The organism is Luteimonas sp. e5 (genome assembly GCF_054031035.1).
This window is the reverse complement of sequence record NZ_JBSTRX010000002.1, coordinates 54,507-77,752: the sequence shown is the minus strand read 5'-3', so window position 1 is coordinate 77,752 and position 23,246 is coordinate 54,507. Positions and strand designations below refer to the sequence as shown.

General features: G+C 68.0%; 22 protein-coding genes. 5 read left to right on the top strand and 17 right to left on the bottom strand.

The genetic code is table 11. The features are described from left to right. Positions 1-6 precede the first annotated feature (6 nt). The 4 genes from cyoE to ACW11F_RS05755 are packed head-to-tail and all read right to left on the bottom strand — an operon-like array spanning position 7 to position 3,429. Entirely contained in the window at positions 7-978 is a 972-nt protein-coding gene (cyoE, locus tag ACW11F_RS05770; protein ID WP_456995964.1) for a heme o synthase, read from the bottom strand. Continuing rightward, positions 978-2,132 (bottom strand): COX15/CtaA family protein, encoded by a 1,155-nt coding sequence (locus ACW11F_RS05765; protein ID WP_456995963.1) that lies wholly within the window; start codon positions 2,130-2,132, stop codon positions 978-980. The genes cyoE and ACW11F_RS05765 overlap by 1 nt, the downstream gene beginning before the upstream one ends. Then, positions 2,129-2,710, bottom strand: coding sequence for a hypothetical protein (locus ACW11F_RS05760; protein ID WP_456995962.1), 582 nt, complete (start codon positions 2,708-2,710; stop codon positions 2,129-2,131). The genes ACW11F_RS05765 and ACW11F_RS05760 overlap by 4 nt, the downstream gene beginning before the upstream one ends. Further along, positions 2,707-3,429, bottom strand: coding sequence for an SURF1 family protein (locus ACW11F_RS05755; RefSeq protein WP_456995960.1), 723 nt, complete (start codon positions 3,427-3,429; stop codon positions 2,707-2,709). Before ACW11F_RS05755 ends, ACW11F_RS05760 begins: the two co-directional genes overlap by 4 nt. A gap of 47 nt (positions 3,430-3,476) precedes the next feature. Between ACW11F_RS05755 and ACW11F_RS05750 the strand changes: the two genes are divergently transcribed. Beyond that, the gene (locus tag ACW11F_RS05750; protein WP_456995959.1) at positions 3,477-3,701 is read left to right on the top strand and encodes a twin transmembrane helix small protein; all 225 of its coding nucleotides are present in this window, start codon (positions 3,477-3,479) and stop codon (positions 3,699-3,701) included. Between the two features lie 77 nt (positions 3,702-3,778). Here the strand turns inward: ACW11F_RS05750 and ACW11F_RS05745 are convergent, their stop codons facing one another. Genes ACW11F_RS05745 through coxB form a run of 5 tightly spaced genes read right to left on the bottom strand, consistent with a single transcriptional unit; the run spans position 3,779 to position 7,953 of the window. Further along, the gene (locus tag ACW11F_RS05745) at positions 3,779-4,663 is read right to left on the bottom strand and encodes a cytochrome c oxidase subunit 3 (protein WP_456995958.1); all 885 of its coding nucleotides are present in this window, start codon (positions 4,661-4,663) and stop codon (positions 3,779-3,781) included. A 22-nt stretch (positions 4,664-4,685) separates the two neighbouring features. Then, a complete protein-coding gene (locus tag ACW11F_RS05740) occupies positions 4,686-5,243 on the bottom strand; it encodes a cytochrome c oxidase assembly protein (protein ID WP_456995957.1) in 558 nt (185 codons plus the stop codon). Then, the gene (locus ACW11F_RS05735; protein WP_456995956.1) at positions 5,240-5,377 is read right to left on the bottom strand and encodes a hypothetical protein; all 138 of its coding nucleotides are present in this window, start codon (positions 5,375-5,377) and stop codon (positions 5,240-5,242) included. The genes ACW11F_RS05740 and ACW11F_RS05735 overlap by 4 nt, the downstream gene beginning before the upstream one ends. A gap of 7 nt (positions 5,378-5,384) precedes the next feature. Then, entirely contained in the window at positions 5,385-7,016 is a 1,632-nt protein-coding gene (gene ctaD / locus ACW11F_RS05730) for a cytochrome c oxidase subunit I (RefSeq protein ID WP_456995955.1), read from the bottom strand. Positions 7,017-7,050: 34 nt separating this feature from the next. Continuing rightward, positions 7,051-7,953, bottom strand: a complete 903-nt coding sequence (coxB, locus tag ACW11F_RS05725; protein ID WP_456995954.1) for a cytochrome c oxidase subunit II — start codon at positions 7,951-7,953, stop codon at positions 7,051-7,053. A gap of 219 nt (positions 7,954-8,172) precedes the next feature. On the opposite strand from coxB, the gene putA reads away from it, so the two are divergent. After that, on the top strand, positions 8,173-11,397 hold the full coding sequence (gene putA, locus ACW11F_RS05720) for a bifunctional proline dehydrogenase/L-glutamate gamma-semialdehyde dehydrogenase PutA (RefSeq protein ID WP_456996545.1): 3,225 nt from the start codon (positions 8,173-8,175) through the stop codon (positions 11,395-11,397). Between the two features lie 107 nt (positions 11,398-11,504). Here putA and ACW11F_RS05715 read toward each other — a convergent pair whose 3' ends face one another. Further along, entirely contained in the window at positions 11,505-12,926 is a 1,422-nt protein-coding gene (locus ACW11F_RS05715) for an OmpP1/FadL family transporter (RefSeq protein ID WP_456995953.1), read from the bottom strand. A 183-nt stretch (positions 12,927-13,109) separates the two neighbouring features. Here ACW11F_RS05715 and ACW11F_RS05710 point away from each other — a divergent pair, with 183 nt between their 5' ends. Continuing rightward, positions 13,110-13,790, top strand: coding sequence for a rhomboid family intramembrane serine protease (locus ACW11F_RS05710; RefSeq protein ID WP_456995951.1), 681 nt, complete (start codon positions 13,110-13,112; stop codon positions 13,788-13,790). Positions 13,791-13,830: 40 nt separating this feature from the next. Continuing rightward, a complete protein-coding gene (locus tag ACW11F_RS05705; protein ID WP_456995950.1) occupies positions 13,831-14,154 on the top strand; it encodes a DUF1820 family protein in 324 nt (107 codons plus the stop codon). A 4-nt stretch (positions 14,155-14,158) separates the two neighbouring features. Here ACW11F_RS05705 and ACW11F_RS05700 read toward each other — a convergent pair whose 3' ends face one another. The 3 genes from ACW11F_RS05700 to ACW11F_RS05690 form a co-directional block, all read right to left on the bottom strand. Continuing rightward, positions 14,159-15,568, bottom strand: a complete 1,410-nt coding sequence (locus tag ACW11F_RS05700; RefSeq protein WP_456995949.1) for a S41 family peptidase — start codon at positions 15,566-15,568, stop codon at positions 14,159-14,161. A gap of 82 nt (positions 15,569-15,650) precedes the next feature. Further along, the gene (locus ACW11F_RS05695) at positions 15,651-16,787 is read right to left on the bottom strand and encodes an anhydro-N-acetylmuramic acid kinase (RefSeq protein WP_456995948.1); all 1,137 of its coding nucleotides are present in this window, start codon (positions 16,785-16,787) and stop codon (positions 15,651-15,653) included. A gap of 68 nt (positions 16,788-16,855) precedes the next feature. After that, entirely contained in the window at positions 16,856-18,295 is a 1,440-nt protein-coding gene (locus ACW11F_RS05690; RefSeq protein WP_456995947.1) for a peptidoglycan DD-metalloendopeptidase family protein, read from the bottom strand. A 156-nt stretch (positions 18,296-18,451) separates the two neighbouring features. On the opposite strand from ACW11F_RS05690, the gene tyrS reads away from it, so the two are divergent. Then, the gene (tyrS, locus tag ACW11F_RS05685) at positions 18,452-19,675 is read left to right on the top strand and encodes a tyrosine--tRNA ligase (protein ID WP_456995946.1); all 1,224 of its coding nucleotides are present in this window, start codon (positions 18,452-18,454) and stop codon (positions 19,673-19,675) included. 23 nt (positions 19,676-19,698) lie between these two features. On the opposite strand, the gene ACW11F_RS05680 is transcribed toward tyrS, so the two are convergent. The 4 genes from ACW11F_RS05680 to ACW11F_RS05665 all read right to left on the bottom strand — a co-directional run bounded on the left by ACW11F_RS05680 (position 19,699) and on the right by ACW11F_RS05665 (position 23,237). Continuing rightward, entirely contained in the window at positions 19,699-20,055 is a 357-nt protein-coding gene (locus tag ACW11F_RS05680) for a TfoX/Sxy family protein (protein WP_456995945.1), read from the bottom strand. Between the two features lie 16 nt (positions 20,056-20,071). After that, positions 20,072-20,464 (bottom strand): MAPEG family protein, encoded by a 393-nt coding sequence (locus ACW11F_RS05675; protein WP_456995944.1) that lies wholly within the window; start codon positions 20,462-20,464, stop codon positions 20,072-20,074. A gap of 141 nt (positions 20,465-20,605) precedes the next feature. Beyond that, on the bottom strand, positions 20,606-22,318 hold the full coding sequence (locus tag ACW11F_RS05670; RefSeq protein WP_456995943.1) for a M28 family metallopeptidase: 1,713 nt from the start codon (positions 22,316-22,318) through the stop codon (positions 20,606-20,608). Positions 22,319-22,370: 52 nt separating this feature from the next. Continuing rightward, positions 22,371-23,237 carry a DUF4097 family beta strand repeat-containing protein gene (locus ACW11F_RS05665; RefSeq protein WP_456995942.1) on the bottom strand — a complete coding sequence of 289 codons (867 nt, stop codon included), beginning with the start codon at positions 23,235-23,237 and terminating at the stop codon, positions 22,371-22,373. Between the last annotated feature and the right edge of the window lie 9 nt (positions 23,238-23,246).

Below are 23,246 nucleotides of genomic sequence, written 5' to 3'. Positions count from 1 at the left end.
TGCGACTCAACCGCCCGCCGCCAGCCACGGCGTCAGCCAGTGGTCGATCAGCAGGAAGGCGAACAGCGCCATCAGGTACACCACCGAGTAATTGAACACCCGCATCGGCAGCAGCACGTCGCCGGGGTCGAGCAGCTTCCACGCGTACCACAGGAACACCAGCCCAAGCACCACCGCGCCGCCGAGGTAGAACAACCCGCTCATGTGCGTGGCCCAGGGCAGCAGCGTCACCGCGAACAGCAGCAGGGTGTAGAGCAGGATCTGCCAGCGCGTGTAGCGCACGCCGTGGGTCACCGGCAGCATCGGCACCAGCGCGCGGGCGTAGTCGTCGCGACGGAAGATCGCCAGCGCCCAGAAGTGCGGCGGCGTCCACACGAACACGATCAGCACCAGCAGCAGCGCATGCGGATGCAACTGGTCGGTGACCGCGGTCCAGCCGAGCATCGGCGGTGCGGCACCGGCAAGGCCGCCGATGACGATGTTCTGCGGCGTCGCGCGCTTGAGCCAGCCGGTGTAGACGATCGCATAGCCGATCAGCGAGGCGAAGGTCAGCACCGCGGTCAGCGCGTTGACCTGCCACGTCAGCAGCGCCATCGACAGCACGCCGAGTGCGATGGCGAAAGCCAGCACCTGGCGCGGACGCAGCGCACCGGTCGGCAGCGGACGCTCGGAGGTGCGCGCCATCACCCGGTCGATGCGCTCGTCGAGGAGGTGGTTGATCGCCGCCGCCGACGCCGCCGCCAGCCAGATGCCGAGGCCGCCGAACAGCAGCGCACGCCAGCCGGGCAGGCCCGGCATTTCACGCAGGAACGGGTGCGGGCCGAGCGCCGCGGGCGAGAACATCGCGGCGAACGAGGCGAAACCACGCGGCAGGCGCGGGTCGTATTCGGCCAGCAGCATGCCGACCACCGCAGTGAACACGATCAGCGCCACCACGCGCGGCTTGGTCAGCTGCCAGTAGTCGCGGGCATGCGCCATCAGCGCGACCCGTCCAGCGGTGCCAGGCGCGCCAGCAGGCTGACCAGTGCGCCCAGCAACAGCGCGGCGCCGGCGTTGTGCATGACCGCCAACCACAGCGGCAAGCCCTGCAGCACGTTGGCGATGCCGATCGAGAACTGCAGCACGGTCAGCAGCCCCAGCAGCGCACCCCAGCCGCGCATGCCCGGCGCGCGCAGCAGGCGCAGCGCCAGTGCACTCATGTAGCCCAGCACCCCGAGCGCGAACAGGCGGTGCATCATCTGGATCGCGGTGCGCGCCGGCGCATCCAGCACGCCACCTTCGTAGTCGACGCCGATGCCGCGCCACAGCACCAGTGCTTCAGCGAAATCATGTGGCGGCCACCACTGGCCGAGGCAGCGCGGGAACTGCGCGCCGCAGGCCAGTGCCGCGTAGTTGGCGCTGACCCAGCCGCCGAGCGCGATCTGCACCGCGACCACCGCAAGCCCGACATGCAGCCAGCGCCGCAGGCTGTGCTCGTCGACCATGCGAATCGGCAGGTTGGTGGCGCGCCAGGCCATCCACACCAGCAACGCGAGCATGCTCATGCCGCCGAGCAGATGGGCCATGACCACCACCGGCTTCAGCAGCCAGGTCACCGTCCACATGCCGAGCAGGGCCTGGAAGATGATCACCGCCAGGGTCAGCGCGGACACCCGCGCCAGGTCCTGGTTCGACCAACGCCACGCCGCGGCCAGCAGGACCAGCTCGCCGGCGAGCGCGAGCACGCTCGCGGCCACGTGCTGGCCCTGCATGTACAGCGGGATGGCGAGCCCGACCAGCGCCGAGGCGCCCAGCACCTGAGCCACGCCGAAGCGGCGCTTGCGCGCACCGAGCAGGGCCAGTATCAGCACCAGCACGCCCAGGCCGGCGGCGAGGTGACGGTGCACCTGTTCGCGCCAGGCACGGCTGTCGTCGAACTCGCGGATGCTGCTGGCCGCGTGCGCCACCGCGTCGGCGGCGGCCTTGGGCCAGGTGGCGCGGCCATAACAGGTCGGCCAATCCGGGCACGACAGGCCGGCATGCGACAGTCGCACGAAGGCGCCGAACACGATCACCGTCAGTGCCAGCGCGGCGGCCAGCCAGGCGATGCGATGGAAATGGCGGCCGAAGGCCGCACTCAGCGTGCGGCTCATCGCAGCCTCAGCAGTTTGGACAGGTCGCTGCGCAGGTGCTCGGGCTCGTGCCCGGGGGCATAGCGCAGCACGGCAAAGCCGTTCGGATCGACGATGTAGGTGGTCGGCCCATCACTGGCAAGGCCCGGCAGCGCGGCGCGCAACTCGGCGCTGTCATGCAGCGCGCGTTGCGGACTCTCGCCCTGACGCGCCACGGCCGGCATATCCCCGAGCCAGAAGATCTCCACCCGATCGGCATTGCGCCCGGCCAGCACGCGGATGGTGTCCAGCTCGCGCGCGAGCGCATCGCAGGCCTCGCCGCAGGCGGGCGGCGCCACGGCGAAGATGCGCCAGTGACGCTCGGCCGGGTTCCACTGGTATTCGCCGCCATCGACCAGCTGCGGACGCAGCGTGCGCAGGTCACCGGGAGGTTGCAGCAGGTCGCCGTGGTTGCGCTGGCCATCCGGCTGCCAGCCGGAATAGCGCAGCAGGCCGGCAACGACGAAGCTGCCGAACACCATCAACGCGATCAGCAGCAGCGCGTGGCGGTTGCGGCGCGCGCGTTGCGCGGAGTCGGGGGTTTCGGAATGCGGGTTCATCGGCGGCGACGGTGGCGGAAACTGAGGACGAGTGCAAGCACCAGCACCGCACAGGCCAGCGCGAACCATTGCACCGCATAGCCCAGGTGCTGCCGCGGCAGCAGGGTATTGGGCATCACGTCGAGGTCGCGCGCATGGCCCAGAGGCAGCGCCGGATCCAGCCGCAGCACGCGCGGCGCGATGCCGGGCAGGCCGAGGCTGTCAGCCATTCTCGCCGGCTCTAGCGCAATCACCAAGCGCACATCGCCCTCCCCCGGCAGCGGCGCGTCCGCGAGCAGACCCGGCGAAGGCGGTGGCAGCAGCAAGCCGCGCACCTGCAGTGGCGCGTCGGGTGGTGGCGGCAGCACCGGCAGTTCACGCGCAGGCGGCAACGGCAGCCAGCCCAGTTCGACCAGCATCGGCGGCGTGGCGGCCTCGGCCTGGAACAGGCGGTACACGCGCACCCCGGGGTGGCCATCGAGTTGCTGGTTGTCGAGCAGCCAGGCCGGGCCCGGCAGGAAGCGGCCCTGCCCGGCAACCCAGTCATAGCGCGTGGCGCGCGCGATGTCGGCCGCACTTGCCAGCGGCTGCGGCCGACGCTCGGCGATCACCGTGGCCACCTCGTCGAGCATCGCCTGCTTCTGCTGCATGCGCCGCAGCTGCCAGCTGCCGAGCAGGCAGAACACGCCCACCAGCAGCAGCGCCACGCCCCAGCCCAGCCAGGCGGTGGAACGCTTCATCGGCATCACCGCGTCATCCGACCGGCGACAGGAGTAAAGTACCGGCCATGCATCCGACTCTCAAACTCGTTCTCATCGTCGGCTTCCTGATCGCGATCGTGTGGAACCTCGGCGCCAGCCTGGTCTACATGATGAGCGACCGCGGCGAATCCAAACGCACCGTCAATGCCCTGACCCGCCGCGTCGCGTTGTCGGTGGTGCTGATCCTGATCGTGCTGGTGTCGATCAAGATGGGCTGGATCCAGCCGCACGGCATCGGCCGCGCGCCCTGATCCTGCGCCCCGGCGCGCGCGCCGGGGATTGCCGCACAACGATGGCGTGCCGCTGGCGGCGTTGCGTGGCGTGCTGCTCAGAGCACGTACACGAACAGGAACAGGATCAGCCAGACCACGTCCACGAAGTGCCAGTACCAGGCCACCGCCTCGAAGCCGAAGTGGCTGTCCGGGGTGAAGTGGCCACGGATGCAGCGCAGCCAGATCACGATCAGCATGATCGTGCCCAGGGTCACGTGCAGGCCATGGAAGCCGGTCAGCATGTAGAAGATCGAGCCGTAGAAACCCGAACCCAGGGTCAGGTTGAGCCCGGTCCAGGCGTGCATGTATTCGCTGGCCTGGAAATACAGGAAGGTGATGCCGAACAGGATGGTGATGCCGAGGAACAGGATCAGCGCACCGCGCTTGCCGGCCTTCAACGCATGGTGGGCGATGGTCAGGGTCACGCCCGAGGACAGCAGCAGCAGCGTGTTGATCAGCGGCAGGCCCCAGGCACCGACGGTCTGGAACTGGCCACCGACGCCGCCCGGCCCGGCACTCTGCCAGCCGGCATCGAAGCCGGGCCACAGCAGCGCATTGGTCATTGCGCCATCGCCATCGCCGCTCAGCCACGGCAGCGCGAACTGGCGGTAATAGAACAGCGCGCCGAAGAAGGCGGCGAAGAACATGACCTCGGAAAAGATGAACCAGATCATGCCGAGGCGGAACGAGCCGTCCACCTGGCGGTTGTACTTGCCGCGCACCGATTCGGTGATCACGTCGCCGAACCACTTGAACAGCACCGCGGCAAGGAAGGCCAGGCCGAACAGGAACAGGTTGCGGCCCCAGCTGACCTCGTTGAGCATGGTGGCGAAGCCGACCATGGCGGTGAACAGGGCCACCGAGGCCCACACCGGCCACGGGCTCTTGGCGGGCACGTAGTACGCGTTCGGATCGTGCTGCTCGGCGTGTGCTGGGGCCATGGTGCTTCTCTCTCGTGGTTCGTCAGTGCGCGGCCGCGTTGGCCTCGGCGGTGAGGGTATCGTTGCGGAAGAAGGTGTAGGACAGCGTCAGCGTCTTGATCGACTCGGGCAGCGCCGGGTCGACGATGAAGCGCACCGGCATGTCGCGCTCTTCGCCCGCATCCAGCTTCTGCGCGCTGAAGCAGAAACATTCGGTCTTGCTGAAGTACTTGGAACCGCGTGCCGGCGCCACCGACGGCACCGCACTGCCGACGATGGTGCGCGCGCTGGTGTTGCGCGCGAGGTAGCTGGTTTCATACGGCCTGCCGACCTGCACCTTCATGCTCAGCTCGTTGGGATGGAACTCCCACGGCAGCGCCGAATTGACTCCGCCATCGAACTGCACGGTGATCCAGCGCTCCTTGCCCGGGCGCGCCGCGGCCACCGCCGCGCGTGCCTCGGACGGGCCCTGTTCCAGACGGATGCCGAGCACCTTTTCGCAGGCCACGCGATACAACGGCACCAGCGCGAAGCTGAAGCCGAAGGCGATCACCGCCACCACCAGCATCTTGCCCAGGCCCTTGCGCTGCGACACGCTCATCGCAGCACCCCGGAAAGGATGAAGGCAACGTAGATCGCCACCGCGATCAGTCCCACCAGCAGCGCCGTACGCCGCGCACGCTTGCGCCGCGGGTCATCGCGGGGCACATGCTCGGGGACGGGGCTGCGGTCCATGGCGTTCTCAATGGCTCACGTCGTCGTGGGCCAGATCTCCCGGGCGGATCACCGGCGGCAGGGTGAAGGTGTGGTGCGGCGCCGGCGAGGGCACGGTCCACTCCAGGCCCCGGGCGCCTTCCCATGCGCGCGCCGGCGCGGGTGCACCGCTGCGCAGCGAGGAGATCAGGATCCACGCCATCATGAACGGGGTCACGAACATGCCGAAGGCGCCGATCGAGCTGATCAGGTTCCAGTCGGCGAACACCACGCTGTAATCGGGGATGCGCCGCGGCATGCCGGCCAGGCCGAGGAAGTGCTGCGGGAAGAACAGCAGGTTGACGAACACCAGCGTCCACCAGAAATGGAAGCTGGCGGCGCGCTCGCTGTACATGCGTCCGGTCCACTTCGGCCACCAGTAGTAGATCGCCGCGATGATGCCGAACAGGGCGCCGGTGACCAGCACGTAGTGGAAGTGGGCAACCACGAAATAGGTGTCGTGGTACTGGAAGTCGGCCGGCACGATCGCCACCATCAGCCCGGAGAAGCCGCCGATGGTGAACAGGAACACGAAGGCGATGGCCCACTTCATCGGTGCCTCGAAGGTCAGCGAGCCGCGCCACATGGTGGCGATCCAGTTGAACACCTTGACCCCGGTCGGCACCGAAATCAGCATCGTCGCGAACATGAAGTACAGCTCGCCGCCCAGCGGCATGCCCACGGTGAACATGTGGTGGGCCCAGACGATGAACGAGAGGAAGGCGATCGCCGCGGTGGCGTACACCATCGCCTGGTAGCCGAACAGCGGCTTGCGGCTGAAGGTCGGCACGATCTCGCTGACGATGCCGAACGCCGGCAGGATCATGATGTAGACCTCGGGATGGCCGAAGAACCAGAAGATGTGCTGGTACATCACCGGGTCGCCGCCGCCGGCGGCGTTGAAGAAACTGGTGGCGAAGAACTTGTCGGTGAGCAGCATGGTCACCGCGCCGGCCAGCACCGGCATCACCAGGATCAGCAGGAAGGCGGTGATCAGCCAGGTCCAGCAGAAGATCGGCATCTTCAGCAGGTCCACGCCCGGCGCGCGCATGTTGAGCACGGTGGCGATGATGTTGATCGCGCCCATGATCGAGCTGATGCCCATCATGTGGATGGCGAAGATCGAGAACGACACCTGCGCACCGCCCTGCAGCGACAGCGGCGGGTACATGGTCCAGCCACCGGCCGGCGCGCCGCCGGGCAGGAAAAAGGTCAGCAGCAGCAGGGTGAAGGCGAACGGCAGGATCCAGAACGACCAGTTGTTCATTCGCGGCATGGCCATGTCCGGCGCGCCGATCTGCAGCGGGATCATCCAGTTGGCAAGGCCGACGAAGGCCGGCATCACCGCGCCGAAGATCATCACCAGCGCATGCACGGTGGTCAGCTGGTTGAAGAAGTGCGGGCTGACCCACTGCAGGCCGGGCTGGAACAGCTCCAGGCGGATGCCGACCGAAAAGGCCGCACCGATGATCGCCATGGTGAACGAGAACAGCAGGTACAGCGTGCCGATGTCCTTGTGATTGGTGGAGAACAGCCAGCGCTCGATGAAGCCCTGCTTGTGCTCATGCGCATGTGCGTCATGGGGCTGTGCGGCACCGGCGGATTCGAAGTGGGTGGACATGGCAGACCTCTGTGATGCGGGGCAGCGGGCCGGTTCAGCCGGCGGCGGGTTCGGTGACAGACACGGCAGGCGACTCCGACTCGGCGGGCGGCGCTTCCGCACTGGCGACAGGCGCGGCCGAGGCCGACTTCTGCTGCGCCAGCCATTGCTCGTATTCGGCGCGCGGCAACGCCCTCACCACGATCGGCATGAAGCCGTGATCCTTGCCACACAACTCGGCGCACTGGCCGCGGTACACGCCGGGGGTGTCGATCTGCGCCCAGGCCTCGTTGATGAAGCCGGGGATGGCGTCCTGCTTCCAGCCCAGCGCCGGCACCCACCAGGAGTGGATCACGTCATCGGCGGTGATCACGAAGCGGATCTTGACGTCGGTCGGCACCACCAGCGGGTTGTCCACGTCAAGCAGGTAATGCGGATGGTCGGCCGCGGTCACCGTGCGCCCGCTCTGCCGCAGCGCCTCGCTCTTGCGATCCAGGCGGCTGGTGAAAGCCACGCCCTCGCCGAGGTATTCGTACTTCCACATCCACTGGTAGCCGGTCACCTTGATGGTGATTTCGGCATCACGGGTGTCGTACATCTTGACCAGCGAGGAAGTGGCCGGGAACGCAAGGCCGATCAGGATCAGTACCGGGATGGTGGTCCAGATCACCTCGGCCTTGAGGTTGTGGCTGAACTGCGCGGCCACCGCACCGCGCGACTTGCGGAACGCGAACATGGCATAGGCCATCGCCGCGAACACCAGCACGCCGATCACGATGCACACCCACAGCACCCACATGTGGGCGTGGTAGGCGTTGTAGGAGGTCGGCGTCACCCCGCGGCCCATGTTGAGTTGCCAGCGATGCGGATCGGCCGACTGCGCCCATGCCAATACCGGCAGGCAGGCCAATGCCAGCGCGACCGTGATTTTCCTGACCTTGCCTGCAAGTGGCCCCATAGCTGCAATACCCTGGCTGTGTGCAACGGCCCGCCGTCGCGTTTGATTGCATCCGCGGCACGTGCACGCGGACATCGTCCAGCCGATGGTAGCGGGGGGCAGGCAGCAACGGCAAGCATGATTTGCTCAGGGTCAAATCATGAAGCGCAAAACCTGCTAGGCATCGGGCCGGGTTCGGGCGCCGATGGCGACGCCTCGGATGGCGGGCCGCGGCGTACAATCGCGGATCCCTCACCAGCGATCACCGACGTGGGCACCACCCTGCTTGCCGAAGTTCCCCCGACCCCGGATTCGCCCGCGCGCGCGGCGATCACCGCCGCCTGGATCATCGACGAAACCCGTCATGTCGAGGACCTGCTGGCGCAGGCACGGCAGTCCGACGAAGCCGGCCGCGCGATCGCCGCCACCGCCACCGACCTGGTGCGCCGCGTGCGTGCGCGCAGCGCCGACCAGAGCACGGTGGAAGCCTTCATGCGCCAGTACGACCTCGGCAGCGAGGAAGGCGTGCTGATGATGTGCGTGGCCGAGGCGCTGCTGCGCATCCCCGACCAGGACACCGCCGATGCGCTGATCCGCGACAAGCTGGGCGAAGCCAACTGGCGCCGCCACCTGGGGCAGTCCGATTCACTGCTGGTCAACGCCTCCACCTGGGGCCTGCTGCTGACCGGGCGACTGGTGCAGCTCTCCGACGACACCCAGCGCGATGCGCACGGCGCGTTCGCACGCATGGTCGGGCGTCTGGGCGAGCCGGTGATCCGTGCCGCGGTGCGCCAGGCGATGCGCATCATGGGCCACCAGTTCGTGATGGGCCGCAGCATCGGCGAGGCCCTTGCACGCGCGCGCAAGGGACGCAATGCGCGCTACCGCTATTCCTACGACATGCTCGGCGAGGCCGCGCTGACCGCCGCCGATGCCGCGCGCTACCTCGATTCCTACCGCCAAGCGATCGATGCCATCGGCAGCGAAGGGCCGTTCGATGACGTGTTCGCCGCACCGAGCATCTCGGTCAAGCTGTCCGCACTGCATCCGCGTTACGAGCACGCCAAGCGCGAACGCGTGCTGGCCGAGCTCGGCCCGGCATTGCTCGACCTGTCGCGGCTGGCCCGCGGCCATGGCATCGGCCTGACCATCGACGCCGAGGAAACCGAGCGTCTGGAACTGTCGCTCGACCTGATCTTCGAAGTGCTCGGCGATGCTTCACTGCAGGGTTGGGATGGCTTCGGCATCGTGGTCCAGGCCTACCAGAAGCGCGCCCCGTTCGTGATCGATTACATCGCCGCCAAGGCCCGCGAACTTGGCCGGCGCATCCCGGTGCGGCTGGTCAAGGGCGCGTACTGGGATGCCGAGATCAAGCGCGCGCAGGTCGACGGCCAGCGCGGCTACCCGCTGTTCACGCGCAAGCCCAATACCGATGTCAGCTATCAGGCCAACGCGCGCCGCCTGCTGAACAACATCGACGCGATCTACCCGATGTTCGCCACCCACAACGCGCAGACCATCGCCGCGATCCACCACATGGCGCGCGACATGATCGGACCCGCGCGCGAAGGCACGGGCTTCCGCTACGAGTTCCAGAAGCTGCACGGCATGGGCGACGATCTCTACGACGAAGTCATTCCCGCCGACCGCCTCGACGTGCCATGCCGGGTGTACGCCCCGGTCGGCAGCCACGAGGACCTGCTGCCGTATCTGGTGCGCCGGTTGCTGGAGAACGGCGCCAATTCCAGCTTCGTCAACCGCATCACCGATGAAGCGATCCCGGTCGAGGAACTGGTGCGCGACCCGCTGCACACGGTGGCCGGTTTCGAGCAGATTCCCCATCCCCGCATTCCGCTGCCGGTCGAGCTGTACCGCAGCCAACATCAGCCACGAGACAATTCCATGGGCATCAATCTCGCCAACGACGACGAACTGCGCGCACTGGCCGCCGAACTCGACCGCGCCGGCAGCGGCAGCTGGCGCGCCGTACCGCTGGTGCCGGGCGCACGCCCGCAGGGCGAGGCGATCGCGGTGACCAACCCCGCCGACCGCCGCGAGACGGTGGGCCACTGGCAAGCGGCCGACCCCGCCACCGTGGAGCAGGCGCTGGTCAATGCCGTGGCGGCGCAGCCGCAGTGGGATGCCACCGCGGTGGACGCGCGGGCACGCATGCTGGAAGCGGCTGCCGACCTGCTGGAAGCACGCATCGCCCGGTTCATGGCGATGTGCACCAAGGAGGCGGGCAAGACCATCGCCGACGGCGTGGCCGAAGTGCGCGAGGCGGTGGACTTCCTGCGCTATTACGCACTGGAGGCGCGTCGCCAGTTCGCCCTCGACGCGCTGCCCTCGCCCACCGGCGAATCCAATACCCTGCAGCTGGCCGGTCGCGGCGTGTTCGTGTGCATCAGCCCGTGGAACTTCCCGCTGGCGATCTTCATCGGCCAGATCGCCGCGGCGCTGGCCGCCGGCAACAGCGTGATTGCCAAGCCCGCCGAGCAGACCAATCTGATCGCACATGCCGCGGTCGAACTGCTGCACGAAGCCGGCATCCCGCCGCATGTGCTGCAACTGGTGCCGGGTGATGGCGCCAGCGTCGGCGCCACGCTGACCGCGGACCCGCGCGTGGCCGGGGTCTGCTTCACCGGTTCCACCGAAACCGCGCGCGCGATCAACCGCGCGCTGGCGATGCGCGAAAGCGGCCCGATCGCCACACTGATTGCCGAAACCGGCGGCCAGAACGCGATGATCGCCGACTCCTCCTCGCTGCCCGAGCAGGTGGTCAAGGATGCGGTCGGCAGCGCCTTCACCTCCGCCGGCCAGCGCTGCTCGGCCGCACGCGTGCTGCTGGTGCAGGACGACATCGCCGACAAGGTGATCCAGATGCTGGCCGGTGCCATGGCCGAACTGAAGGTGGGCAACCCGGGCGAGCTGTCCACCGACGTCGGCCCGGTGATCGACCACGATGCGTACTGCCTGCTCGACGAACATGCGCAGCGCATGTCCGGCGGCATCGGCCGCCACATCGCCACCACGCCGCTGGGCGAAGGCACCGAACACGGCAATTTCTTCGCCCCGGTGGCGTGGGAGCTGGATTCCATCGACCAGCTCACCCGCGAGAACTTCGGCCCGGCGCTGCACGTGATCCGCTGGAAGGCCGACCAGCTCGACCAGGTGGTCGATGCGATCAACGCCACCGGCTACGGCCTCACCCTCGGCATCCACTCGCGCATCGACGAAACCGTGGAGCGCATCGTGCGCCGCGCCAAGGTCGGCAACATCTACGTCAACCGCAACCAGATCGGCGCGGTGGTCGGGGTGCAGCCGTTCGGCGGCCAGGGCCTGTCCGGCACCGGCCCCAAAGCCGGCGGCCCGCACTACCTGCCGCGCTTCGCCACCGAGAAGACCGTCACCATCAACACCACCGCCGCCGGCGGCAATGCCAGCCTGCTGACGCTGGGCGAGTGACGGCGGCGCTCAACTGAGCGTGCGCCCCGGCCGGCCCTCCGCCGGTACCCGCAGCCCACGAAAAAACCCCGCCGAAGCGGGGTTTTTCGTGCTCCAGCCGTGCTGGCTCAGAAGCGGTAGGTCGCGCCGAGGCCGAACACGTTGGCGCTGCCGCTGAAGCTGCCCTGCAGGCTGGTGTAGCGGCTTTGCGGCGGGTTGGGGTTGATCGGCAGATTGGTGGTGGAGTCCTTGATCGAGACATGGGTGAAGGAGGCATCCACCGACAGGTTCGGCGTGGCCTGCCAGCCCAGACCCAGCGAGTACAGGTTGCGGTTGTTGTCCGGCAGACGCGGGGTGCGGTCGACGTTGTTGGTCGGCGACTCGTCATAGCCCACGCCGGCGCGCAGGGTGAAGCTGTCGCTCAGATCGAACTCGCCACCCAGCGAATAGAACATGGTGTCCTTCCAGTGGAAGTCCTCGCGCGTGGTCGGCTGGAACGGGTTGCTGAAGTCGATGGTGACATTCTGCAGCGAGCTCCAGCCGGTGCGCTGGATGTCGCTGTACAGGCGCACGCGCTCGCCCACACCGACCATCACGCTGAGCGTGTCCACGGTCGGCGTGACCAGACGCGCGCGGCCCTCGGTGTTGACGAAACCGCGGCCCAGCACCATCAGCTGCTGGCGCTGCGCGGGGGTCAGCGGCAGCGCCGGGTTGGTGGCGTTGGCGACGAAGCCCGGCTGCATGCCCTGGAACGCGGCAGGCGTGGTGAAAGTGGCTTCACCGACGAAGTCGTGCTTGATTTCCGAACGGTGCGAATACCCGATGGCGAACTTGTCGTTGGGACGGAATTGCAGGCCGGCCACCCAGCCCAGGCCGTTGTGCGAACCCTCGATGCTGACGTTGCCGTCCGGGATCGCGGCCAGCGCCGGGTTCTGCAGGCCGGCGGCCAGCATCACGCCCAGCGGCAGGTCCTTGCCCAGGGTCACTTCGGCGCGCTCGTAGATCAGGCCGATGCCGGCGGAGAACGCCGGAGTGATCTGCACCGCGGCCGAGAGGTTGAGGTCAACCGTCTTCACGCTGGTCTCGGTGGCGTTGTAGCGGCCGACCCAGCCGTCGTTCCACTCGGTGCCCGAGCCGAACGGCGCGGTGATGCTGGCGCCCAGGGTCAGGCCTTCCAGCGCACCCTTCATCGGCACGATCACGCCCAGCGACGGCACCGCCTTGGGGCTGCCCGGGTTGCCGCCATCGTTGCCGGTGAGCGGGGCGCCCATTGCGGTGAAGCCACCACCGGTGAACTCGGCGGTCAGGTCGATCACGCCCACGCCACCACCGATGATGGTGCTGGTGTTGTTGACCATCGCCGCCGGATTGCCGGACACCACGGCCACGTCATTGGTCGCCACGGCGGTGCCGGAATAGGCGCGACCACCGGCCTTGGTGCTGGTCTCGCGCAGCTGGAAGCCGGAGGCCGCGGCACTGCCGGCCGCGATCACGCCGACGATGGCCAGGGCGAGCGCCGACAGGCGCGCTTGGTGGGAGGCATGCTGCATGGGTATTCTCTCCGTATGCTCGGTATTCGGGTATGGAATCGGTGGCCTGCACAGGATGTCTGCGCGCCAGGATGACCCGGCATACGGCACCGTGTGCACTATATCCTTTTAACCTCGGCATAACATCCTGCGCCGCAACGCGGCAGCGTATGGTCCGCCGCGACATTCACCCGGGAGTCATGCGTGTTCGTCGCCATCCCGCCCCGACAGAAGCCTTCGCCACGCTGGGTCACGCCGATGCTGGTGCTGGCGCTGTGCCTGGCCTTCGGCTGGCTGCAGACCCTGCCTGCCGCGCGCATGCAGGCGGTGCTGGAGGACTGGGGCACGCTGGGCGGGCTAGGCCTGGACAGCCTGCACGGCAGCGATGCAAGCGCCTGGCTGCGCCTGTTCACCACGCTGTTCCTGCATGGCGATTGGGGGCACCTGATCGGCAACCTGGCGTTCCTGATGATCTTCGGCCTGCCGGCCGAGCGGGTGCTGGGGCCGTTGCGGTTCCTGCTCACCTTCCTGCTCGGCGGCGCACTGGCCAACCTCGCCGCGGCGCTGGCATTGCCGGATGACCAGGTGATCATCGGCGCCAGCGGTGCGGTCAGTGCGGTGATCGGCGCGTGGCTGGCGCTGTTCCCGCGCGCGCGACTGGGCGTGGTGTTGCCGCTCGGCCTGTTCCTCGAGTTCGTGCGCGCGCCGGCGGCGCTGCTGATCGGGCTGTGGGCATTGCTGCAGGTGGTGTTTGCCTACGTCGGCCCAAGCTGGGGCCAGGTCGCCTGGATCGCGCATCTGGCCGGCTTCGGCGCTGGTGGCATGTTCGCGCTGCTTTCGCGCCCGGCCATCGCCCGACGCATGCGCCGCGCACGCGGTTACTGAAACCCCGCGAACGTCCCGGCGCCGCGCCTATACTGGCGGCATGGCGAACACGCTCTACCGCATCCAGTTCCAGCAGGGCGACAAGCGCTACACCCTGTATGCGCGCGAAGTGAGCTCGAGCACGATCTGGGGCTTTGTCGACATCGGCGGGCTGGATTGGCCGAATCAGGGCGGCGTGCTGGTGGATCCAGCCGAGGAGCGCCTGCGCGAGGAGTTCGCCGATACCCGCCGCCTGCACCTGCCCATGCATGCACTGATCCGCATCGAGGAGGTCGACCGCCGCGGCCAGGCAGCGATCCACGAGGCCGGTGGTGACAACCGCGTGGTGACGCCGTTTCCGCTGCCCTCGCGCCCGCCGCGCTGAACCATCAATCGCGCGGTGGCGGCGGTACCGGCACCGGCGGCAGTGCGGGTTTGACCGTGACCGGTGGCGGCTTGCTGGCTGCAGGCTGCCGCGCGATGCGCTTGAGCTCGGCCAGCGCCGCCTTGAGCGGGGCCTCGCCGGGCAGGTTCTCGCCGGCATGCTCGCCGGCCATCGGCTCGCCCTCCTCCTCGCCGACCAGATGCCCGCGCAACGCGGCCTCGCGCACTTCCGCCGGTGCCGCGCCCTCCTCGCCATGCAGCACCACATCCGGGCCGATGCCCACGCCCTGGATCGAGCGCCCGCTGGGCGTGTAATAACGCGCGGTGGTCAGCTTGACCGCATCGCCATTGTCCAGCGGCAACAGGGTCTGCACCGAGCCCTTGCCGAAACTGCGGCTGCCGACGATGCGCGCGCGGCCGTGGTCGCGCAGCGCGCCGGCCAGCACTTCGGAGGCACTGGCCGAGCCGGCATCGATCAGCACCACCAGTGCCGCGCCGTCACTGAGGTCGCCACGGGTCGCGCTGTAGCTGGCATCGCCGCCGCGCTGGCGGCCACGGGTGCTGACGATGACACCGTCATCCAGCAGGTCGTCGGCGATCTGCACCGCCGCGTTGAGCAGGCCGCCGGGATTGGCCCGCAGGTCGATCAGCACGCCCTGCAGACGTCCGCCGGCCTGCTGCTTGAGTTCGTCCACACCGCGCGCGAAGTCGTCCGCGGTGCCGGCCTGGAAGCTGGAGATGCGCACATAACCGTAGCCCGGCTCCAGCAGGCGCACGCGCACGCTCTGCAGCTGGATGCGCTCACGCACCAGGGTCACATCGAAGGCACCATCGCGACCCTCGCGATGCACGCTCAGGCGCACGCGGGTACCGGCCTCGCCACGCAAGGGTGCACTGCCATCATCGATGCTGATCGGCTTGCCATCGATGGCGGTGATGAGGTCACCCGAGCGCAGCCCGGCACGGTCGGCCGGTCCACCTTCGATCGGCGCGATCACCTTCAGCACCGGGCCGGGTTCCTGCTGCAGTTGCAGGCCGACCCCCTCGTAGGCACCGGCGGCATCTTGGTTGAAGTCCCGCGCCGCGTCGCGATCGAAATACACGCTGTGCGGATCAAGGTCGAGCAGCAGCCCGCGCAACGCGGCATGCATCAGGCGCTGGTCGTCGACCGGCTCCACGTAGGCTTCGCGGATCGCGTTGTAGACGCTGACGAAACGACGGATCTCGGCCAGCGGCACCTGCCGTCCGGGGCTTTCCGTCGCAGCGTCGGCGGCCTGCTCAGCAGCGGCGGGCGCCTCGTCCTGCGCTGGCTCCGCAGGTGCCCCCCGTGCAGGCACGGGCGGGCGCTCTTGCGCATGCAGGGCGAACGGCGCGGCCAGCAGGGACAGCAGCAGGGGCAATGCGGACACGCGCATCAAGCAACTCCGGCAACAGGAACGGACATGTCCCGGATTATGCGCGAAGCCCGTGCCATGCAGGCCGGCGGCCGGCGGATGTTCAGGCCGGATGAATCGCGCCGAGCACGCGCGGGCCGGCTGCGCCGGTGACCGTGGCGATGTTGCCGGGCAGGCCGAGCAGGGTCTGTCGCGCCAGCCAGGCAAAACCCATCGCCTCGACATGATCCGGGTCGATGCCGTGTTCGGCAGTTGAGGCGACCTCGATCCCCGGCAGCGCCTCGCGCAGCGCCTGCATCAGCACCGGGTTGCGCACGCCGCCGCCACATACCAGCAGGCGCCGGGTGTCGGCCTGGGTGGCCAGCAGCGCATCGGCAACGGTGCGCGCGGTGAAGGTGCGCAGGGTGGCCTGCACGTCCACCGGCTCTTCGTCGCCAGCCAGACGCGCTGCCAGCCAGTCGCGCTGGAAATGCTCGCGACCACTGCTCTTGGGTGGCGCCGCGGCCAGCCACGGGTCATCCAGCAGGCGCTCGAGCAAATCCGCGTCCGGCGTGCCGGTGGCGCCCCAGGCGCCTTCCTCGTCCCAGGCACGCCCGGTGTGCTCATGGCACCACAGATCCATCAACGCATTTGCCGGGCCGGTATCGAAACCGCGTACCGCGCCGGTGGGCGGCAGCAGGGTGAGGTTGGCGATGCCACCGAGGTTGAGCACCGCGCGTGCTTCGGCCGGATCATGCAGCAGCGCATGGTGCATCGCCGGCAGCAGCGGCGCGCCCTGGCCGGCCGCGGCGATGTCACGGCGACGGAAGTCGGCGATGGTGGTGATGCCGGTACGTTCGGCAATGCGTGCCGGATCGCCGATCTGCAACGAGAAGGGGTGCCGCTCGTTCGGCCGGTGGCGCACGGTCTGCCCGTGCGAGCCGAGCGCGGCGATGCGTTGCGGCGCGATGCCGGCTTCGGCCAGCACTGCCAATGCGGCATCGGCGAAGGCTTCGCCGACCTGTGCATCGAGCACGCCCAGCTCGTCCAGCGAATCCAGCGCCCCGCCCTGACCGAGCCAGACCAGACGTGCGCGCACCTCCGGCTGCCACGGCAGGGTGCGTGCGGCGATCAGTTCAGCCTGCAACGGCGCATCGCCCTCGACACCATGGCCACCGGCGAAGCGCACGATCGCGGCATCGATGCCGTCGGCGCTGGTGCCGGACATCAGCCCGAGGTAGAGGTCACTCGTGGGACGCATCGTCACAGTGTGCCGCAGAAAGCGAAACGCCGGCACATGGCCGGCGTTTGCGGATCCGGGCAGCCGGCTCAACCGCGCTTGCCGCCGGTCTTGTCCGCGCTTGCGGCGTCGGCCAGGCGTGGATCGTCCTCGCCCTGGAACACGATGTTCTCCACTTCGCGGATCTTGGCCAGCGCACGCCGGGTCTCGCCCTTGAACTCGGCCAGCAGCGCGCCGGTCAATGGCGCCGGCGGCGGCAGCGTCATCGACAGCGGATTGCGGTGCACGCCGTTGACGCGGAATTCGTAATGCAGGTGCGGCCCGGTGGACATGCCGGTGCTGCCGACATAGCCGATCACCGTGCCCTGGTTGATGCGCTGGCCGACGCGGATGTTGCCGAAGCGCGACATGTGCGCATAGAAGGTAGTGCGGCCCTGGCCGTGGTCGAGTTCGACCGCGCGCCCGTAACCGCCATGCCAGCCCACCGATTTCACCCGCGCATCGCCGGCGGCCATGATCGGCGTACCGGTGCGCGCCGCGTAGTCCACGCCCTTGTGCATGCGCATCGAGCCGAGCACCGGATGGCGGCGGCCACCGAAACCGGAAGTCAGCCGCGCATACGGGATCGGCATGCGGATGAAGGGACGCTCCAGCGAGCGGCCATCGGCGGTGAAATAGCTGCGCTTGCCGTTGCGCTCGAACAGGAAGCCGCTGTAGAGCTTGCCGTCGGCGGTGATGGTGGCAGCCAGCACCGGCCCGGTCTTGACCAGCTTGCCGTCCTTCCAAGTCTGGTCGACGACCACGCTGAAGCGGTCGTCGGCGTCGAGATCGGAGCGGAAGTCGATGTCGTACTTGAAGATGTCGTCGGTCAGTTCTTTCAGATTCTGCTGGGTCAGGCCGACCTTGCGCGCCGACTTGAACAGCGAGTCCCCGACCTTGCCGGTCAGCACCACGGTGCGCACATCGACCTGCTGCGGCACCGGCGTTTCCTTGATGACATCACCGGTCAGGTCCAGTTCGACCTTCTCGCCCAGGCGCGTGTAGCGGAACGCACGCAGCGCGCCACCGGGTGGCAGGTCGAAGGCCAGTTCCGCGCCCGGACGCAGGCGGCGCATCTCCATGTTGACGCCGGGATACTTCAGCAGGCGGGCGAGATCGGCCTTGGGGATTTCCAGTTGCTCGAAGATCGCCGAGGCGGTTTCGCCCTCGCGCACGTTGATGATGTGCCAGCTGTCGCCCTTGCGGCTGTCGGCGGCGGGCGCATGCAGCGGGCCGATATGCGGCAGCGGCAACGCCAGCGAGGCGCGCGGCGCATGGCCGGGTGCGGTGAGTGCCTGATCCAGCCCCGGCACCAGCGTGCCAAGCAGGGCGAGGATGCTGGCGAACAGGCCCGCATGCGCCCAGTCGCGCCGGGTCCAGTTGCCGTTGAAGCCGCGCGAGACGCGGCGGGTCACGTAGCGCTTGAGCGCTTTGGCACGCAATTCGCGCAGGCGCCGTTGATGCGCCGCGTCGGTGTCAGGAGCACTCATTCAGCGATCTCCCCGCTATGTGATGACCGGATCAACGCGGTAAAATAAGCGCATCAGCTCCATGCGTCAAACCCTTGATCCTGTTGAAGTTTTTGACTCGGTCACGATTTAACGCAATATTTACGCTTCATTTTTCGCCTGTCCCCCATTCAGGAAATGCCCGTGTCCGATGCATATGCCGCCGATGCCCTTGCACTGATTGCCCGTGGCAGCGACGAGCTGCTCAAGCGCGAGGAGTTGCAGACGCGGCTGGCCGAAGGCCGCCCGTTGCGGGTCAAGGCCGGCTTCGACCCGACCGCGCCGGACCTGCACCTGGGCCATACCGTGCTGCTGAACAAGCTGCGCCAGTTCCAGGACTTGGGCCATCAAGTGATTTTCCTGATCGGCGATTTCACCGGCATGATCGGCGACCCCAGCGGCAAGAGCACCACACGCAAGCCGCTGACCCGCGAGGACGTGCTGGCCAACGCCAAGACCTATGCCGACCAGGTGTTCAAGGTGCTCGATGAGGCGCGCACCGAAGTGCGCTTCAATTCCGAATGGTTCGGCCGCATGAGTGCCGCGGACATGATCCGCCTGGCCGGCCAGCACACCGTGGCGCGGATGCTCGAGCGCGACGACTTCGCCAAGCGCTACGCCGCGCAGCAGCCGATCGCGATCCACGAATTCCTCTACCCGCTGGTGCAGGGCTACGACTCGGTGGCGCTCGAAGCCGATGTCGAACTGGGTGGCACCGACCAGAAGTTCAACCTGCTGATGGGCCGCGGCCTGCAGGAAACGCACGGCATGAAACCGCAGGTGGTGCTGACGATGCCGCTCCTGGAAGGCATCGACGGCGTGCAGAAAATGTCCAAGTCGCTGGGCAATTACATCGGCATCGACGAGCCGGCGATCGACATCGTCACCAAGACCATGAAGATCGGCGATGCGCTGATGTGGAAGTGGATCGAGCTGCTCAGCTTCGACATCTCCATCGACGAGGCCGCGCGCCTGCGTGCCGAGGTCGAGGCCGGCCAGCACAACCCGCGCGACATCAAGCTGCGCCTGGCGCGCGAACTGGCCGCGCGCTTCCACGACGCCAGCGCCGCCGAGACCGCGATCGCCGGCTGGCATGCCGCGGTACGCGGCGAAGGCGACATCGGCCAGCTGCCGCTGCAGCAGGTGACGGTGCCGGCCGAGGGCCTGCGCATTGCCGCGCTGCTGACCGCGGCCGGGATCACGCCGAGCAATTCCGAAGCCAACCGCAAGCTCAAGGAACGCGCGGTGCGCGTGGACGGCGAGGTGTTCGAGGACGCCGCGCGGTTGTTCATGCCCGGCTTCGAAGGCGTGCTGGCGGTGGGCAAGCGCAACTTCGCGCGGGTGCGCCTCGCTGCAGGCTGATTGCGGACCGGTCGCGCCGGCACTTATCCGCTGTCGCCGCGCTTGCGGCGTGGTGCCGGTTTCGGTTTCTTCGGCTTGGCTGCCGGCAACACCGCGGCACTTTCCAGAAACACCCGGCGCAGCGCGTCGGCGTCGTCCAGCAACTCATCGGCGACCGGATAGTCCTTCGCGCCCGGATAAGGCGGCTGCTGCGGCAACTGCGGATGCAGCCGCGCCACCGCCGCGTTGGGCTTGATCAGGATGCGGTTGTCGCAGACAAAGCCGACCACCTTGCCGTCCACGTACAAGGCGTATTCGCCGAACATCCGGCGCCACGAAAAGCGCTCGCCCAGCGCCAGCTGCTCGCTGAGGTACTCGACGAAGCCCGCGTCGCTGGCCATGCGTCCGGCTCGCTGCTCAGGCGACCTGCAGCACCGCCATCACCAGCAGTGCGATCACGCAGACGAACCCGGCAAACCACACCAGGCTGCGCAGGTTGGACTTGTTGCCGACGTAGAACACGCCATGCAGCACGCGCATGACGACGAAGACAGCGGCCAGCCAGCCGATGCGCTGCGCATCGACACCGGCCAGCTGCGCCATCAGCACCGCCGCGGCAAACGCCGGAAAGGCCTCGAACGCGTTTTTCTGCGCCGCATCGGCGCGGCGCACACGCGGGTTGTCCTGCTGTTCCAGCCACAGGCGTGGCTCGCGGTTGTCGAAACGGCCACTGCCGCCCTGCTTGGCGACGACGGTCCAGACATAGGGCAGGAAGGCGGCGATCAGCACGCAGGCATAGGCGAGAGTCATGGCGACATCCAAAGGAGGCGATGCCGGCATCATGCCGCACTCGCCGCCGCTGCGTGCACATGCGTGCGTGTGCGCGGGCGCATACGCAGCGGCCCCGGATCGCTCCGGGGCCGTGCGCTGCCATCACATGCAGGATATTGCTCAGGGCTGCTCGGCCCGCGCCTGCATCATTTCGTCGCGCCTGGCGCGGAACGCGCTGCTCGGGCGCCAGTTCGGCCATGAACCATCGTTCGCCACCACGTTGCCGACCTGGTACAGCGCCTGCAGGTCCTCGATGATGCCGTCGAGCTTCCAGCTGGCGTCGAACTCGTCCGCCGGCTTGTGGTAGCGGTCGCGGCGGTAGGCGTCCTCGGCGGCCTGGCCGGCGGCCTTGCCGCCATCGAGCAGGTCATCGCCGCCCTTGGCGTACAGCGCCGGCACCCCGGCCTTGGCGAAGTTGAAATGGTCGGAACGGAAGTAGAAGCCGTCCTGCGGCGTCGCCTCCTCGCTGATGACGCGGTTCTGCGGCTTCAGCGCTTCGGCCAGCAGATCCTCCAGCTCGGAGTTACCCATCCCGACCACGGTCATGTTGCGCGAGCGCCCGCCCACCGGCATCGCATCCATGTTGATCACCGCCACGGTGCGATCCATCGGGATCGCCGGGTGCGCCACGTAGTACTTGGAACCGAGCAGGCCCGACTCTTCCAGCGTCACCGCGAGGAACACGATCGAACGCTTCGGCCTGGACTCGGCATGCGCGAACTTCTCGGCGATCTCGATCACGCCGGCCACGCCGGTCGCGTTGTCCACCGCGCCGTTGTAGATCTGGTCGCCCTCGCCCTCGTGCTTGCCCAAGTGATCCCAGTGCGCCATGTACACCAGCGCCTCGTCCGGCGCTTCGCTGCCGCGCAGGATGCCGACCACGTTGCGCGAGGACTTCTCCTCGGTCGTGGTCTTGAGATCCAGCGACAGGCGGGCCTTCAACGGCACCGCCTTGAAGCCGCGCTTGCCGGCGGCTTCGCGCAGTGCGTCGAGGTCGTGGCCGAGGTCGGCGAACAGCTGCTTGGCCACCTCGCCGGTGATCCAGCCCTGCGCCGGCAGGCGCGGATCGGGATCGTCCTTGGCCAGCAGGTCGTACTGCGGGCCGGACCAGGAGTTCTTCACCACGCCCCAGCCATACGAGGCGCCGGCCTCGTCATGGATGATCAGCGCCGCCGCGGCGCCCTTGCGCGCGGCCTCCTCGAACTTGTAGGTCCAGCGACCGTAATAGGTCATGCGCTTGCCTTCGAACAGGCTGTCGTCATCGCTGCGGAAGCCGGGGTCGTTGACGAACATGACCACGGTCTTGCCCTTGACATCGATGCCGGCGTAGTCGTTCCAGTTCTGCTCCGGCGCATCCACGCCGTAGCCGATGAACACCAGTTCGCTGTCCTCGAGCTTGATTTCATTGCGGCCGGTACGGGTGCCGATGACCATGTCATCGCCGAACTTGAGCTCGCGCGGAGTGCCATCCACGTCCAGCTTCAGCGTGGTCGCCGGGTCGGCCTCGCTGACCATCATCGGCACGGTCTGGAACCAGTCGCCCTGATTGCCCGGCTCCAGGCCGATGCGCTGGAACTGCGCCTTGATGTATTCGACGCTCTTCTCGCCACCGGGTGTGCCCGGACCACGGCCCTCGAAGTCGTCCGAGGCCAGCGCCTTGACCAGCTCGGCGTAGTCCGCTTCGTTGATGTCGGCATCGAAGGCGTGCGTGGAAGCGCCGCCGGCGCCGGCCTCGACCGTGGCGGGTGTGGCATCGGCGGCGGGCTCGCCCGGCGTGCACGCGGCAATCGAGCCCGCGGCCAGCAAGGCGAGGAACAAACTGGGGTGACGCATCGGAACCTCCGGAAAGCGACGGAAAGTCCCGATCATAGGCGCAAACCCGACTTCAGTGCCTGGGTGCGGTGCGGGTGCTGTAGCGCTCCACGGTGGCGCCACTGACCGTGCCGATGCGCGCGCTGTCATGCACCAGCAGCCGGACTTCGTGCTCGAAGCGCAGCGGGCCGTGCACCACGGCATCCGGCCCGATCACGATGCGCGGGATGCGCTGCATGCCGCCGACACTGACCCGGCCATTGTTGATGCTGACACCGAAGCCGCGGCTGCTGATGCGGTCGGGCTTGCGCACGGTGAGCCCGCCGCGCACCTCGGAACCCACACCGACGGTGACATTGCCGGTCCAGGTCAGCACATCGCCATCGACCCGGGTCGCGACCAGGCCAATGTCGCCGCTGACGGTTTGCACCCCGCCGCGCACATGCCCGCCGCGGTCGATGAAGATCTCGCCGCTGACCGTCTTCGCCGCACCCAGCTGCGCCTGCCCGCCATAACGGATATCGCCGCTGGTGCTGGTCGCGTTGCCGCTGCGCGCGCCGGCGCCGAACTTGATGTCGCCACTGGTGCTGCTCACCTCACCCAGTTGCACGCCGCGCTCGCCTTCGATGTCGCCGCTGACGCTGCGGCTGTCGCCGGCCACCGCGCCTTCTTCCAGCTCGATGTCGCCGCTGACGGTCTTCAACGTGGCGGCGCGTGCACGTGCACCCAGCTCGATGTCGCCACTGACCGTTTCCACTGCCCCGACAATGGCACCGGCACGCAGGGTGATGTCGCCGCTGACCGTTTTCAGCGCGCCACCGCGCTGGCCGGCGGCGATCTCGATGTCCTCGGCGACCTTGTTCAGGTTCTGCTGCGCCAGCGCCGGAGCGGCGGCCAGCGTCAGGGCGAGGGCAAGGCACAACGGATGCATCGTCTTCATCGCACGGTT

What these genes read in the sequence shown, in the direction of transcription:
- ACW11F_RS05755 (WP_456995960.1), bottom strand. Translation starts at nt 3,429, where the DNA reads ATGAAGCGTTCCACCGCCTGGCTGGGCTGGGGCGTGGCGCTGCTGCTG.
- ACW11F_RS05715 (WP_456995953.1), bottom strand. Translation starts at nt 12,926, where the DNA reads ATGCAGCATGCCTCCCACCAAGCGCGCCTGTCGGCGCTCGCCCTGGCC.
- ACW11F_RS05680 (WP_456995945.1), bottom strand. Translation starts at nt 20,055, where the DNA reads ATGGCCAGCGACGCGGGCTTCGTCGAGTACCTCAGCGAGCAGCTGGCG.
- ACW11F_RS05700 (WP_456995949.1), bottom strand. Translation starts at nt 15,568, where the DNA reads ATGCGCGTGTCCGCATTGCCCCTGCTGCTGTCCCTGCTGGCCGCGCCG.
- ACW11F_RS05665 (WP_456995942.1), bottom strand. Translation starts at nt 23,237, where the DNA reads ATGAAGACGATGCATCCGTTGTGCCTTGCCCTCGCCCTGACGCTGGCC.
- ACW11F_RS05690 (WP_456995947.1), bottom strand. Translation starts at nt 18,295, where the DNA reads ATGAGTGCTCCTGACACCGACGCGGCGCATCAACGGCGCCTGCGCGAA.
- ACW11F_RS05740 (WP_456995957.1), bottom strand. Translation starts at nt 5,243, where the DNA reads ATGAGCGTGTCGCAGCGCAAGGGCCTGGGCAAGATGCTGGTGGTGGCG.
- ACW11F_RS05745 (WP_456995958.1), bottom strand. Translation starts at nt 4,663, where the DNA reads ATGGCCCCAGCACACGCCGAGCAGCACGATCCGAACGCGTACTACGTG.
- ACW11F_RS05735 (WP_456995956.1), bottom strand. Translation starts at nt 5,377, where the DNA reads ATGGACCGCAGCCCCGTCCCCGAGCATGTGCCCCGCGATGACCCGCGG.
- ctaD (WP_456995955.1), bottom strand. Translation starts at nt 7,016, where the DNA reads ATGTCCACCCACTTCGAATCCGCCGGTGCCGCACAGCCCCATGACGCA.
- ACW11F_RS05675 (WP_456995944.1), bottom strand. Translation starts at nt 20,464, where the DNA reads ATGACTCTCGCCTATGCCTGCGTGCTGATCGCCGCCTTCCTGCCCTAT.
- ACW11F_RS05760 (WP_456995962.1), bottom strand. Translation starts at nt 2,710, where the DNA reads ATGAACCCGCATTCCGAAACCCCCGACTCCGCGCAACGCGCGCGCCGC.
- ACW11F_RS05750 (WP_456995959.1), top strand. Translation starts at nt 3,477, where the DNA reads ATGCATCCGACTCTCAAACTCGTTCTCATCGTCGGCTTCCTGATCGCG.
- coxB (WP_456995954.1), bottom strand. Translation starts at nt 7,953, where the DNA reads ATGGGGCCACTTGCAGGCAAGGTCAGGAAAATCACGGTCGCGCTGGCA.
- tyrS (WP_456995946.1), top strand. Translation starts at nt 18,452, where the DNA reads ATGCCCGTGTCCGATGCATATGCCGCCGATGCCCTTGCACTGATTGCC.
- cyoE (WP_456995964.1), bottom strand. Translation starts at nt 978, where the DNA reads ATGGCGCATGCCCGCGACTACTGGCAGCTGACCAAGCCGCGCGTGGTG.
- ACW11F_RS05670 (WP_456995943.1), bottom strand. Translation starts at nt 22,318, where the DNA reads ATGCGTCACCCCAGTTTGTTCCTCGCCTTGCTGGCCGCGGGCTCGATT.
- ACW11F_RS05695 (WP_456995948.1), bottom strand. Translation starts at nt 16,787, where the DNA reads ATGCGTCCCACGAGTGACCTCTACCTCGGGCTGATGTCCGGCACCAGC.
- ACW11F_RS05765 (WP_456995963.1), bottom strand. Translation starts at nt 2,132, where the DNA reads ATGAGCCGCACGCTGAGTGCGGCCTTCGGCCGCCATTTCCATCGCATC.
- ACW11F_RS05705 (WP_456995950.1), top strand. Translation starts at nt 13,831, where the DNA reads ATGGCGAACACGCTCTACCGCATCCAGTTCCAGCAGGGCGACAAGCGC.